General features: G+C 43.7%; 16 protein-coding genes. 6 read left to right on the top strand and 10 right to left on the bottom strand.

Annotated elements, in window-relative coordinates:
* Positions 1–18: 18 nt before the first annotated feature.
* Positions 19–654, top strand: a complete 636-nt coding sequence (locus G460_RS0113720; protein WP_051316069.1) for a peptidoglycan DD-metalloendopeptidase family protein — start codon at positions 19–21, stop codon at positions 652–654.
* Here G460_RS0113720 and G460_RS0113715 read toward each other — a convergent pair.
* A complete protein-coding gene (locus tag G460_RS0113715) occupies positions 651–1,427 on the bottom strand; it encodes a type III pantothenate kinase (protein WP_026955898.1) in 777 nt (258 codons plus the stop codon). The genes G460_RS0113720 and G460_RS0113715 overlap by 4 nt on opposite strands.
* Positions 1,428–1,493: 66 nt before the next feature.
* On the opposite strand from G460_RS0113715, the gene G460_RS0113710 reads away from it, so the two are divergent.
* A complete protein-coding gene (locus G460_RS0113710) occupies positions 1,494–1,970 on the top strand; it encodes a GNAT family N-acetyltransferase (protein WP_026955897.1) in 477 nt (158 codons plus the stop codon).
* Between the two features lie 78 nt (positions 1,971–2,048).
* On the opposite strand, the gene guaB is transcribed toward G460_RS0113710, so the two are convergent.
* The 3 genes from guaB to G460_RS0113690 all read right to left on the bottom strand — a co-directional run bounded on the left by guaB (position 2,049) and on the right by G460_RS0113690 (position 5,379).
* Positions 2,049–3,527 (bottom strand): IMP dehydrogenase, encoded by a 1,479-nt coding sequence (guaB, locus tag G460_RS0113705; protein ID WP_026955896.1) that lies wholly within the window; start codon positions 3,525–3,527, stop codon positions 2,049–2,051.
* Between the two features lie 191 nt (positions 3,528–3,718).
* Positions 3,719–4,657, bottom strand: a complete 939-nt coding sequence (locus tag G460_RS0113695) for a lytic transglycosylase domain-containing protein (RefSeq protein ID WP_035464454.1) — start codon at positions 4,655–4,657, stop codon at positions 3,719–3,721.
* Positions 4,657–5,379 carry an LOG family protein gene (locus G460_RS0113690; protein ID WP_026955894.1) on the bottom strand — a complete coding sequence of 241 codons (723 nt, stop codon included), beginning with the start codon at positions 5,377–5,379 and terminating at the stop codon, positions 4,657–4,659. The genes G460_RS0113695 and G460_RS0113690 overlap by 1 nt, the downstream gene beginning before the upstream one ends.
* A 165-nt stretch (positions 5,380–5,544) precedes the next feature.
* On the opposite strand from G460_RS0113690, the gene G460_RS0113685 reads away from it, so the two are divergent.
* From G460_RS0113685 to G460_RS0113670, 4 genes are all read left to right on the top strand, one after another.
* Positions 5,545–6,138, top strand: a complete 594-nt coding sequence (locus G460_RS0113685; RefSeq protein WP_026955893.1) for a YkgJ family cysteine cluster protein — start codon at positions 5,545–5,547, stop codon at positions 6,136–6,138.
* A gap of 64 nt (positions 6,139–6,202) precedes the next feature.
* Complete coding sequence (locus G460_RS0113680; protein WP_026955892.1) at positions 6,203–6,562, top strand: phage holin family protein; 360 nt, start codon at positions 6,203–6,205, stop codon at positions 6,560–6,562.
* Positions 6,555–6,932, top strand: coding sequence for an SH3 domain-containing protein (locus G460_RS0113675; RefSeq protein WP_026955891.1), 378 nt, complete (start codon positions 6,555–6,557; stop codon positions 6,930–6,932). Before G460_RS0113680 ends, G460_RS0113675 begins: the two co-directional genes overlap by 8 nt.
* On the top strand, positions 6,910–7,677 hold the full coding sequence (locus G460_RS0113670; RefSeq protein WP_026955890.1) for a geranylgeranylglyceryl/heptaprenylglyceryl phosphate synthase: 768 nt from the start codon (positions 6,910–6,912) through the stop codon (positions 7,675–7,677). The genes G460_RS0113675 and G460_RS0113670 overlap by 23 nt, the downstream gene beginning before the upstream one ends.
* On the opposite strand, the gene G460_RS0113665 is transcribed toward G460_RS0113670, so the two are convergent.
* The 6 genes from G460_RS0113665 to panC all read right to left on the bottom strand — a co-directional run bounded on the left by G460_RS0113665 (position 7,663) and on the right by panC (position 12,911).
* Positions 7,663–8,589 carry a helix-turn-helix domain-containing protein gene (locus G460_RS0113665; protein ID WP_026955889.1) on the bottom strand — a complete coding sequence of 309 codons (927 nt, stop codon included), beginning with the start codon at positions 8,587–8,589 and terminating at the stop codon, positions 7,663–7,665. The genes G460_RS0113670 and G460_RS0113665 overlap by 15 nt on opposite strands.
* A gap of 138 nt (positions 8,590–8,727) precedes the next feature.
* Positions 8,728–9,867: an acyl-CoA dehydrogenase gene (locus G460_RS0113655; RefSeq protein WP_026955888.1), complete on the bottom strand. Its 1,140-nt coding sequence runs from the start codon at positions 9,865–9,867 to the stop codon at positions 8,728–8,730.
* 95 nt (positions 9,868–9,962) lie between these two features.
* Positions 9,963–10,655 (bottom strand): zinc metallopeptidase, encoded by a 693-nt coding sequence (locus G460_RS0113650; RefSeq protein WP_084421324.1) that lies wholly within the window; start codon positions 10,653–10,655, stop codon positions 9,963–9,965.
* Positions 10,656–10,685: 30 nt separating this feature from the next.
* Entirely contained in the window at positions 10,686–11,690 is a 1,005-nt protein-coding gene (locus G460_RS21880; protein ID WP_035464452.1) for a lysylphosphatidylglycerol synthase transmembrane domain-containing protein, read from the bottom strand.
* Positions 11,690–12,037, bottom strand: a complete 348-nt coding sequence (panD, locus tag G460_RS0113640; RefSeq protein WP_026955886.1) for an aspartate 1-decarboxylase — start codon at positions 12,035–12,037, stop codon at positions 11,690–11,692. Before panD ends, G460_RS21880 begins: the two co-directional genes overlap by 1 nt.
* A 25-nt stretch (positions 12,038–12,062) precedes the next feature.
* Entirely contained in the window at positions 12,063–12,911 is an 849-nt protein-coding gene (panC, locus tag G460_RS0113635; RefSeq protein WP_026955885.1) for a pantoate--beta-alanine ligase, read from the bottom strand.
* Between the last annotated feature and the right edge of the window lie 55 nt (positions 12,912–12,966).

Genomic DNA, 12,966 nt, shown 5'->3' with positions numbered 1-12,966 from the left:
TTCAAATTTTTCCCTGTCATGGGAGAGCCTCTTACCAAGGAGAACACGATGCAATTGGATTTTTCACCGGCCAATTCGGAGTTGGAGGAAGTGGATATTTCGAATACAGAAGTATTTGATGCGTATGTTTTTGATCAGTTGCGCGTCAAAGGTAAAAAATATGGGATAGGTGGCTATCTGGAGCATCGAGCGATCTATCGTCGCTCAGAAGTCTTTGCGACGACATCGGCTGAGTTTAGAGATATCCATTTAGGCATGGATATATGGTGCTCTGCTGGGTCTCCCATTTTTTCTCCTTGGAGAGCTGTGGTTCATAGTTTTCAAGATAATGCTGGTTTTGGAAATTATGGTCCTACGGTAATTTTGGAGCATGAGCTGGCAGGGGAAAAGCTCTACTCTCTTTATGGACATCTTAGTAGGAAAGATCTGGAGGTTCTCAGAGAAGGGCAGATTTTGGAGGCAGGAGAGCGGGTGGGTCATGTAGGACCCTTCCCAGAAAATGGAGATTGGCCTCCTCACCTCCATTTCCAATTGATGATAGAATTGTGGGGAAATCGTGGTGATTTTCCAGGTGTGGCTTCGAGAAATGATCTGCCTAAATTTGGGAAAAACTGTCCTAACCCGGCTTTGATTTTGAAGCCTAGTATGGGTTAACCAGCACCGTTAGACTCGGTAATTAGCCTGAGTCCCTCTAGTGTAAGGTTTCGATCGATGATGTCAAATTGATTTTCCAGAGAAGTAAGGATTTCTGAAAGACCTCCGGTCGCTATGATTTTGACATCAAATGGGAGCTCTTCACGGATTTTAGCGATCATTCCACTGACTAAGCCGGTATAGCCATGCATGATACCAGCTTGGATGGCATGTATTGTATCTTTGCCAAGTGCTGAAACTGGCATTTGGAGCTCCACGTCGGGAAGCTTGGAAGTATTCAAAAACAAAGATTTAATGGCTGTGCGCAATCCAGGGACAATCGAGACCCCCAAAATCTGTCCTTGCTGATCCAAAACTGTGAATGTGAGTGCCGTGCCAAAATCCACGACAATCGCTGGACTTTGAAGTTGGGTCCACGCAGCCATGACATTGCACATGAGATCAGTTCCGATTTCTTGTGGTCGAAGGCTGGAAATGGGGAGTTTGTGGTAGCTATCAGGCTGGATGAGGTAGGGAGCTACTCCAAAGAAGCTTGTGCAAAAATCAAGGACCAATGGGTTGATTTCTGGCACGACTGAGCTAAATCCGATTGACGTGATGTCCCCTGGAGTGATGCTGTGTTCCAAAAAATAAACGGGCACTTTCTTACTCAGTTGGGCAGCGAGCTTTGGAGCGTGGGTTTCCAGCCGAAAATGGTTGGACCATTTTTGCTCATGCTGATTATAAAGTGCAAAAACTACATTGGAATTGCCGGCGTCAATCGCTAGAAACATGCTTTTTTTAGGTTTTGACTAATTTAGGATTTCAATCAAGGAATTTCCAACAATCATCAACTTAATATGTATTCACTCAGAGAAGGAAAAGTAGAAGATCTGCCGAGAGTTTTGGAGCTGATCAAAGAATTGGCTCTTTATGAAAAAGCACCAGAGCAAGTCACCAACACACTGGAAATGATGGAGGAGGATGGGTTTGGTCCCAATCCAGTCTATGGTTTATTTGTCTGTGAGAAATCGGAAAGCCAAGAAATCATAGGGATTGCGATTTACTATTATCGCTACAGTACCTGGAAGGGGAAAAGACTCTACCTAGAGGATATCGTCGTGACAGAGTCTGAGCGTGGCAATGGTGCTGGCAAGTTGCTTTTTGATCGAGTCATGCAAAAATCGCAAGAAGAAGGATGTACAGGTATGATGTGGCAAGTACTAGACTGGAATGAGCCGGCTATTAATTTTTACAAAAAATATGGAGCTGATCTGGAAGCGGGCTGGCTCAACGCACACTTGCAGGGAGATCAGATCAAAGCGCATATTGGCTAATTTCCCAAATCTTGTTTTATTCTAATCAAAAAAAGACCAGCCTTGGCTGGTCTTTTAGATTGAAATACAATTGTGAAATTATCCTTTCACACTATAATTTGGTGCTTCTCTCGTGACACTTACATCGTGCGGATGTGACTCTTTGACACCAGCAGCAGTGATTTTCACAAATTTTCCATCGATCTGGAGGTCTTCGATTGTTTTGGTACCGCAGTAGCCCATACCAGCTTGTAGTCCACCGACCAGCTGATAAAGAACCTCTGCTACAAGCCCTTTGTATGGAACTCTTCCGACGATTCCTTCAGGAACAAGCTTTTTGATATTGTCTTCTGCATCTTGGAAGTATCGATCTTTGGAGCCAGATTCCATAGCTTCCAAAGAGCCCATGCCTCGATAGGATTTGAATTTTCTGCCTTCAAAAATTATCATTTCTCCTGGTGCTTCTTCTGTACCGGCCAGTAGGGAACCGATCATGATGGAGCTACCTCCAGCGGCTATGGCTTTGACCAAATCTCCAGAATAGCGAATCCCTCCATCAGCGATAACAGGCACTCCACGATCTTTCAAAGCTTGAGAGCATTCGAATACCGCAGAAAGCTGTGGCACTCCTACTCCTGCTATGATACGAGTGGTACAGATAGAACCTGGTCCTACCCCTACTTTGACTGCATCGGCACCCGCATCAGCTAGCGCTATGGCAGCTTCTGGCGTGGCGATATTGCCTACAATCACTTCTAGGTCTGGGAAAGCATCTTTGATTTTGCGACAGGTATCGATGACACCTTTGCTATGTCCATGAGCCGTGTCAATGGAGACTACATCTACTCCAGCACTCTTCAGCGCTTCTACGCGCTCCACTATATCGGCAGTCACTCCTACAGCCGCCCCGACTCTTAGTCTGCCATACTCGTCTTTGCAAGCATTTGGCTTATCTTTTCTCTTGAGGATGTCCTTGTAGGTGATGAGACCGGAGAGTTTGTTTTCCTCGTCTACGATTGGTAGTTTCTCGATTTTGTGCTCTTGAAGGATTTCTTCGGCTTGCTCGAGAGATACCCCGGCTTTGGCAGTGATCAGATTATCAATCGTCATGATCTCACGAATAGGTCGATTTTGATCCTTGATAAATCTCAGGTCCCGATTGGTAATGATTCCTTTGAGGACCTTTTTTTCGTCTACTACTGGGATACCACCGATGTGATATTCACGCATAATTTGCTCGGCATCTCGGACTTTGGCATCAATATGCAAGGTGATGGGATCCAAAATCATTCCTGCTTGCGAACGCTTCACTTTTCTCACTTGAGCTGCCTGCTTTTCGATAGGCATATTCTTGTGAATGAAGCCCAAACCACCCTCCAAAGCAATTGCAATAGCAAGCTCTGCTTCGGTCACTGTGTCCATCGCTGCGGAAACAAGTGGGATGTTCAGTCTGATTTTTTTGGTGAGCTGGGTAGAAGTGTTTGTGTCTCGTGGAAGGACTTCTGAATACCCAGGAACAAGAAGCACATCGTCGTAGGTAAGTGCTTCGTAGAGGAATTTATCGGAGTTTCGATTCATAGCAAATATCGGTTGTAGGGAACCCTATTTGCCCGTCAAAGATACAAACAATAATCAATGCCAAGCTATCACAAAAGAAAAAATCTTTTGAAATAGATGAAATTTAACTTCAGATTTAGAATTTCCTTTCTTCTTTCAGCAAATCAAAAAACCATAGATGAAGAGAATGATTTCTGTTTCGGCCTAGGGATTTAATCTGGAAGTAAAAAGGTATAAGATCTTCCCTTTTTCACATTTAAGTTTTTGTCTCGCAGCCAAGGGTTGTAAAGTTTCAATTCTTTGTAGCTGGATCCATGATCTTTGGCCCATTGAGCGAGATTTTTGATGTCATCGTTCACAGGTACTTCACGGAGAGGTGGCTCTTGATAGTAATCTTCTTCCCGGAGACCAAAGCCATATTTTTTGGGATTTTCAAAAATGACTTTGAATGCCAAAATTCGAAACATGTAGCGGCTGGTTTCATCATTGAGCAATAACTCATAATAGTCTTCTTGAAGCTGCTCTGTCTGTCTTCGCGAAAAACCTGCCTGCCCCATGTTGTAACTCGCCGCTACGGCTGTCCAGTTGCCAAAGCGCTGACGTGCCTTGTTCAAGTATTTGCTGGCTGCTACGGTTGCTTTTTGCCAATGATATCGCTCGTCCACATCAGAGTTGACCTCTAGGCCATATTCCTTTGCTGTTGGCTCCATAAATTGCCAAAAGCCCCTTGCTCCCGCAGGAGAAGAAACATTCATAAGGGCTGACTCTGCTATGGCCAGGTATTTAAAGTCGTCTGGAATTCCATTTTCTTTTAAAATTTCGCTCATCGAATCGAGGTACTTACCAGATCTTTTGAGTAGCAAGACCATATTGGACTGCCAATAAGCATTGACATAAATCTCTCTTTCCAGCCTTTCGTAGACGTCCTGGATTTCCAGAGGTACTTTTTCTCCTGCAAATTCCAACGTTGCCGGGATCTCAAAAATGCGGACTGAATCAGGAGGAAGCGTGGGAAGTCCGACAGCTCCTAGCACAGGTGGGGTTGTAGCTACACTTGGTTCGGCTGGAGTTGATTTGTTCCAAAGAAGCACAATAGCTATCAAACAAAGTCCAACCAGGCCATAAAGGAGAAATAGATGGGATTTTTGCATCAGAAGTTAGGGCTAAGCAGGTATTTGCTATAGAAATCATCAATCACACGAACTGCCTCCGTGGCATCTTCGACCACCGAAAAGAGGTCCAGATCTTCTTCATTGATGTATTTGTGTTCCAATAGCGTCTTTTTGATCCAATCTACGAGTCCTTCCCAATAGCTTTTGCCGACTAGGACGATCGGAAATCGGCCTATTTTGTTGGTCTGGATTAAAGTGAGTGCCTCAAAAAACTCATCCATCGTACCAAAGCCTCCCGGAAGAACCACAAATCCTTGGGAGTATCGGATAAACATTACTTTGCGGACAAAGAAATAGTCAAACGTGATCAGTTTGTCTCGGTCGATGTAGATGTTGTCAAACTGCTCAAAGGGCAATACAATATTCAAACCGACGGATTTACCTCCTTCGGAATGGGCGCCTTTGTTACCGGCTTCCATGATCCCGGGACCTCCTCCTGTGATGACACCATATCCGTGTCGGACTAGCTTGGCAGCGATCTCCTCCGCCATTTGGTAGTGTTTGTGATCCCGCGGAGTCCTGGCAGACCCAAAAATCGAAACACAGGGACCTATTTTGGCTAGTTTCTCAAATCCATCTACAAACTCAGCCATTACCTTAAAAATGGCCCAGGAATCTGCGCTTTTGATTTCACTCCAGTCTTTCTCCTTGAAAGCTTTCCTGATTTTGTCCTCTTGGGTTTTTGTAGTTTGATCACTCATAATTTGTGTTCTTTTGCTATTGATGAAAACGGCTCTCCGAGGTTTTCGTCCTTCATTTTCTTTCTTCGGTTTGTAAAGTTCTGATTTTGAGAAGGAAAAAATCTTTATCGCCCTGTATCAAATAGGTTGTTTCGATTCTAATTTTGTCGGGATTTTCTTGATCATTTGAATATAAAAGAAAAATCTCTGGCTGTCTTATCATTGTACAAGGAGCTGGAGGCGGAGGCTACCAAATATGCTTCTGAGGGAGGACTAAGTTGTCTCAGTGGTTGCGGTTTTTGCTGTGCAAATCCCAAAATCCCAGCTACTATTTTGGAGTTTCTGCCTTTGGCTTTCGAGCTTTATGAAAAGGGTGCTGCCGAGGCAAGTTTACGAATAATCGAATCAAATCCCGAAAGCAACTGCATCCTTTACAGGACTCAAGATCCAGAAGGCAAATCTGGCTATTGTAGTGGCTATGCCTATAGGGGGATGATTTGTAGGCTGTTTGGTGCATCTGCCCGTAGAAGCAAATCTGGATCTAAGGAGCTCATCACTTGCAAAATCCTAAAATCTGAGAAGCAGGCGGAGTATTTGAAAGTCAGCGAGCAAATCAATCAATCGCTTGAGGTGCCGATGGCGACCGCTTATTATTCGTATTTGAGAGATATCGATGCCAGCCTCTGCGAGGAGCGCACGGTGAATGAAGCGATTCGGCTTGCGCTAGAGCTGGTCTTGCGCTATAAGTTTTATGAGGAAGGAGAGCTAGCCGCTGACTAAGGATTTTTTTGATCATCGCAATTCAAGTATATTAGGGCTATTAATATCACTTTTACTGAATCCTATGCTCAAGGTATCCGAAATCGTCCAGACGGTCAAAAGTCTGATAGAAACCCGAATCAATCTGGTCAAAGAGGAAGTTCAGGAGGAATTTCTGGGAATCCTTTCCCGTACGATCTTATTGATTGTTTTGGGAGGCTTGACCATGTTGGTGTTGTTGTTTTTCAGTTTTTCTCTGGCATTCTATCTCGCCACCTATTTTGAGTCTCCGTTTATGGGATTTCTCATTGTGGGATTGATTTATCTCGCCCTATTGCTGGCGATTTATATGGGGAGGTACTCTCCGACTATACAGGTCAAGGTACAGGGAGGATTGAAAAACTTTATTTTTAATAGAATCAAAGCCAAAAAGCAAGATGAGTAAAGAGCTGGAAAACCAAGCAGAAGAATTGGAGCAAACCCTCCAGAAGCAATTGGACTTGCTGAAGAGAGATTCTGAGGATTGGGTCAAAGTGGGAGGCGCTGTATTGGTCGGTGGCTTGCTTGCTTATTCTATCGTGAAGATCGGGAGGAGAAAAAAAGACAGAAAGAGTCAGAAAGCACTGGAAGTTCTGGAGCGGGAAGGATTGTTGACAGAAGAGTTAGAAGAGCGATTGACCAAAAAAAGGAAATCTACATTTTGGCCAAGTATGAGCCAGAGGTTGTTGATTTTGGGTTTGGCATTGGCTAAAGAGAGGTATTTCAAAAATTTATTAGTCTCGGAAGAGCCAGATGAAAAAGAGGTCCGTCCGTAAGCTCTTTTTGCAGCTAGCAAAAAGAAACAAAAAAGCGGTGGCTTGGCTGATAGATCCAGACAAGCTGGACTCGATGGATTTTTCACAATGGAATTGGGTCAAGGATTCGAAGCTAGACCTGATTTTGGTCGGAGGTAGTCGCTATGTGGAGGAGAGTTTTGATGAACTGGTGGAGAAGGTTCAGTTGATAGCGGGAAATATCCCAGTAGTATTGTTTCCCGGTTCCCACGGTCAAGTCTCTGGCAAAGCCGATGGTATTTTGTTTATGAGTCTTCTTTCTGGCCGTAATCCTGATTTTTTGATTTCTCAGCAAGTGGATGCAGCTTTCAAGGTATATGAGTCTGAGCTAGAAGTGCTTCCGACGGCTTATATTTTGGTCAATGACGGGGAGTTGAAAAGTGTGCACCGGGAGTCCAATACTTTACCTATTTCAAATCAGAGACCAGATATCGTCCTAAAAACAGCATTGGCAGGTACGTTCCTTGGCATGACACATTGCTTTTTGGATGCAGGAAGTGGAGCTACATCCGGTGTCTCCGCTGAGGTGATTCAGGCAGTCAAGTCCCATATTCAAATCCCATTGATAGTGGGTGGAGGACTGGATACGCTTAGTAAAATCCACTCAGCGATGGAATCTGGGGCAGATATGGTGGTGATAGGGAATCAAATAGAAAAGGACCCCGATTTTCTCACCGAGGTCCTTTCTTACAAAGAGTGGTATAATCAAAGTCTACACGTTAATTAGACTTTCTCTTCTTCTCATTTTACCTGCAGGTACTCCATACATCATCTTAAATCGGCGGCAGAAATAGGCAGTATCCTTATATCCTACTTCTTTCCCGATATCTCTGATCGACTTTTTGGTGGTACGCAGGAGGTCTACAGCAGCTTCCATCCGCTGGTATTCGATATAATCCTGGGGATTGATGCCGGTGAGCATTTTAAAATACTGTCCTACATAGTCTTCGGAGACATTGGCGACTTTTGCCAATACTTTGTTGGAAAGGTCACCACCTAGGTTGGTTTTGATGAATTTGAACAATTCGATCAATCGAGGATCCTTGAAATAGGTGACATTGGTAGAGAGCTCTTCTAGGAATAGTCTGTTTTTCAAAATATGTCTAAGTAGCTCGATCACCAATACTTCGGTCAATGCTCGCAAGGTTCGCTCTTTGCCGACATGACTTTGCTCCAGCTCCTTCATAATATCCTCGATGAGCATTCCGATCCGGTCGTTGAATCGAATCACAAATGCGGGAATCTCTAGCGAATTGAAGAAATTCACTACATCGAATACCTTGGATTCAAAACTCAGTACAGAAAGACAATCTTCTTGGGCATTTCGGACATCTTTGATGCTGACACTCTGAAGATATTTTTTCTTGTTCTCCTGGTAGTTTTCCATGGATATTTCAGCTTTCTTTGCTCCCCCGCCAAAGGTCAGGGAGGTCTTTTTTTCCCCAGGTAAGAAAAGCACCTCTCCCTCATTGAGTAGCTCTTGGTCATCTCCAAACTTGAGCGTACCATGATGAAGGAGAATCAGCATGTTGTCAAATTCCTTGTGGTCAGAAATACTGACTGGTTTTTCTACGAGGAAGTTATTTCCTCTCAGAAACCTGACATTTACTGATTCTATAACCTTGTTGTAATATTCCATGATTTTATTGAAGAATAATGAATGGCCAAAAATATCACTTTTCCAATTAAAAAGCAGTATATTTTTACAGGATCAGTTAAAAAGCATTAAAAAAGGCGTAATTTTCTTCAATTACGCCATTCAAAAAGTATAAGTGGTTTATTTGAGCAGTCCTCTAGATATCACTATTCTTTGAATCTCAGATGTCCCTTCGTAAATCTGTGTGATTTTGGCATCCCTCATGAGTCGCTCGACATGATACTCTTTGACAAATCCATATCCTCCATGGACCTGAACTGCCTCGACTGTGACATTCATCGCCACTTCTGAAGCATAGAGTTTTGCCATGGCAGAAGCATGTGAGTAGTCCTCCCCCTGATCCTTTAGCCAAGCAGCTTTATAAACTAGCATCCGGGCGGCCTCTATCTGCGTTGCCATGTCTGCCAGCTTAAACTGAATGGCCTGATGCTGACTGATCGGTTTGCCAAATGCTTTTCTTTCTTTGGAATAGGCCAAAGCTAATTCATAGGCTCCCGCTGCTATGCCTAAAGCTTGTGCCGCTATCCCGATTCTGCCGCCATTGAGTGTTTCCATAGCATAGGTAAAGCCGAATCCTTCGTCGCCTATTCTATTTGCTGCTGGAACCTTGACATCTGTAAACATCAACGAGTGAGTATCACTTCCTCGTATACCGAGTTTGTCTTCTTTTTTTCCTACTACAAAACCATCCCATCCTTTTTCGACAATAAAACAAGAGATTCCTTTATGTCCTTTGCTGGGGTCTGTCTGCGCAATGACCAAATAAATAGAAGCAGTAGATCCATTTGTGATCCAGTTTTTTGTGCCGTTCAGAATGTAAAAATCTCCTTCTTTGTGGGCTTCTGTACGTTGGGAAGTAGCGTCAGAACCGGCTTCTGGCTCAGAAAGGCAAAAAGCTCCCAAAACTTCCCCTGAGGCAAGTCTTTTGAGGTACTTTTCTTTCTGCTCTTCAGAGCCGTATTTTTCCAAGCCCCAGCAGACCAGAGAGTTGTTGACAGACATGGCTACTGATGCGGATGCGTCGATTTTGGAGAGTTCTTCCATAGCCAGTACATATGAAATGGTATCCATCCCTCCTCCATTATAGCTGGGGTCTACCATCATCCCCAAAAATCCCAGTTCAGCCATCTGTCGGATTTGTTCTTTTGGGAATTTTGCTTCTGTGTCCCGCTCGATTACACCAGGCAATAGCTCTGTTTTGGCAAATTCTCTAGCGGCTTGTTGTACAGCTAGATGTTCTTCTGTCAATTGGAAATTCATATAAATAATTGGGTTTATGTCGTTTTTGGGAATTTAGCCTAAAAATAAAAAAGGGGCAAAATCTTGCCCCTTACCCAATTTTATTTTGATTTGGATCAATCTCGGTTTCCAAAGAAAACAAAAATATAGTAAGCCAAAGTAGCCAATGATGCAAGCGCAGCAACTACGTAGGTCATTGCAGCCCAAGTGAGTGCATCTTTGGACATGGCATATTCGGAACCTGTGACGATGTTTCTGTTTTTGACCCAAGCCAATGCTCTGTTGGAAGCATCAAATTCCACAGGCAGAGTGACTAGGGTAAATAGAGTCATAATCCCATAAGCTCCCACTACGATATACCCGATGAATTCGTAAGGCAATCCCATAGCAAAGCCCCCAAACAGGGAAGCAATCAGGACAAAGTTGAGGATTTTTCCAGATACGTTTTGAAGCGGAACAAGTTTGGATCGGATTCCCAGCCAAGCGTATTGGGTCGCATGCTGCACGGCGTGACCGCATTCGTGTGCGGCTACAGCTGCAGCTGCGGCATTTCTGCCATAATAGACATCTGGGCTGAGGTTGACCGTCTTGTTCATGGGGTTGTAGTGGTCAGTAAGTTGGCCTTCCACGGAGACCACCTGCACGTCATGAATATTGTGATCTGCCAGCATCAGTTTGGCGATTTCGGCACCTGATAGATTAGCCTCTAATGCAGTTTGAGAGTATTTGCGAAATTTTGATTTCAATTTATTGCTGACTACAAAGCCGGCAATGGCAAATACTATGACGATTAAAATGAGAAATATCATAATTAGAATGTTTGCAGGATGAATACGAAGTTAGGCTTCCTGAGGTTTATTCCCAACTTGCTTTTGCATCATCACAATCCAGCTTATCAATCCTGCGACTACGACCAAAATCACTTGAGTGCCGTGAATGATAGCTGCAAAGATTTTACTGTCTTGCTCTGATATACCTAGTTGGATCAAAATAAAGGCCACAAGTGCATGGAAGGTCCCAATACCGCCTTGGACGGGTGCCACCATGCCAATACTTCCCATGACCATGACCAAAAGTACCTCACCAGGAGACAAATTGGCAGTACTCTGGATTCCCAAGGATACGGTGTACATCGTCAAAAAGTAAATGATCCAAATCACTACAGAGCTGGTCCAAAACCCAGCAGGATTCTTCAATTTTGAAATTCCCTTGATCCCACTGTACATTTCTCTCAGAAAATGTTGAATTTTTTGGATGAGACCATGATCTCTAAATCGCTTCAAAAGGAAATAAAAAGCCAAAATAAATATCAATCCGCCTCCCAAGACTACGGGTAGATTTTGAATGATCTTTTCTCCCAGACTTTCCAAATTCACCAATTGATTTGCCAAAGCGAGGAATAACTCGTTTTCAACAAGAAATGAAAGAAAAATCGTGGCTATTAAGAAAACCAAATCGATCGTACGCTCTACGATCACAGTCCCCAGCAGATGGCCTATTGATTGACCGTTGGTTCTATTTAAGACTCCGCATCTAGCTACTTCTCCCGCTCGTGGAACGATCATATTGGCAAGATATCCTACCATCACCGCATGGTAGGCATTGCCAGCGCTTACTTTTTTTCCTTCCTGATCAGAAATCAATAAAGTCCATCTCCAGCCTCTCAGCCAGTATCCGGTAAGTGCTATCAGCATGGAAAGCCCGATCCAAGCCCAATTGCTGGAAAAAATCTGCTTCAGCAAACTATCTAACTCAATATCCTTGTATAAAAACCAAAAAATCCAGACTGCGATCACCAAAGAAATCACAATCTGGATAGCTTGTTTGATTCGGGGATGGATCATCAAATGACTTTATTGTGATCGTCTGGGAAAATGACAACCGGCTTGAATTTTTTAGCTTCTTCGAATTCCATTCCGGCATAAGAGATGATGATAATGATATCTCCCACCGATGCTTTTCGGGCCGCCGGGCCATTGAGGCAAATCTGCCCACTACCTCTTTCTCCTTTGATCACGTAGGTTTCCAATCGCTCGCCATTGTTGACATTGACGATCTGAACCTTTTCGTTTTCGATCAGATTGGCTGCATCCATCAGGTCTTCATCGATCGTGATCGATCCTACATAGTGCAATTCCGCCTGAGTGATCTTCACTCGGTGGATTTTGGACTTCATGATTTGAATATGCATTGGCTTAGTTTTTCCGGCCGCAAATTTAAGAATTTATCGGAAGGTTGTCTATCAATCTCACATCTCCTATATAAGCTGCTACACAGATAGATGTTTTTTCTTGAGGTTCAAATTGGCTGAAAACCTTGAATTTGTCGGTTTCTACGAGTTCAAAGTATTCCAGCTGACATCCCGTAGTATTCTCAAATTTTTGGCTGATACTTTTCTGGACTGTAAACCAGTCTCTCCCGCTTTCAAGTTCCTTTTTTGCAAAAACTAATGAATCGTGGAGGATCAGCGCTTTCGATCTTTCATCAGAATTGAGTCTTCTATTTCGCGAAGACATAGCCAAGCCATCATATTCTCTTCGTGTGGGGACAAGTTGGAGCTCGATGGGAAACGATAAGTCCTGAACCAGGCGTCGGATAATGGCTACTTGCTGAAGGTCTTTTTGTCCAAAAAATGCTAGATCAGGTTGGATTATATGAAATAGCTTGGAAACGACTACTCCAACTCCGTTGAAATGTCCTGGGCGAAATGCACCCTCCAGGATTGTCTCCAATTCACCGAAGTCAAACTGAAGCTGAGTAGGACTGGGATACATGGTCTCTACAGTTGGGGCAAATACATAGTCCACACCTGCATCCTGAAGTAGCTCCAAGTCCTCGCTTAGTGTCTGAGGGTACTTTTCAAAATCTTCCAGATTGTTGAACTGCGTCGGGTTCACAAAGATTGAGACGACCGAAATGTCACTTTTTTGGATGCATTGGGCGACCAGATCCAGATGGCCTTGATGCAAAGCCCCCATGGTGGGAACGAGACCTATAGATTTGGCGTTTTGGAGATGCTGGAGCCTGATTTCTTGCCATTCGGCCCTTGTATGGAATACCTGCACGTGAAAGGGAAATACTTGGGGGAAATTGCCGCAAAACTAGATTAATATTCAGAAA

Source organism: Algoriphagus vanfongensis DSM 17529 (genome assembly GCF_000429465.1).
Classification (GTDB): domain Bacteria; phylum Bacteroidota; class Bacteroidia; order Cytophagales; family Cyclobacteriaceae; genus Algoriphagus; species Algoriphagus vanfongensis.
The sequence above is the reverse complement of the archived record's forward strand: the minus strand, read 5'-3'. Positions and strand labels throughout refer to the sequence as shown.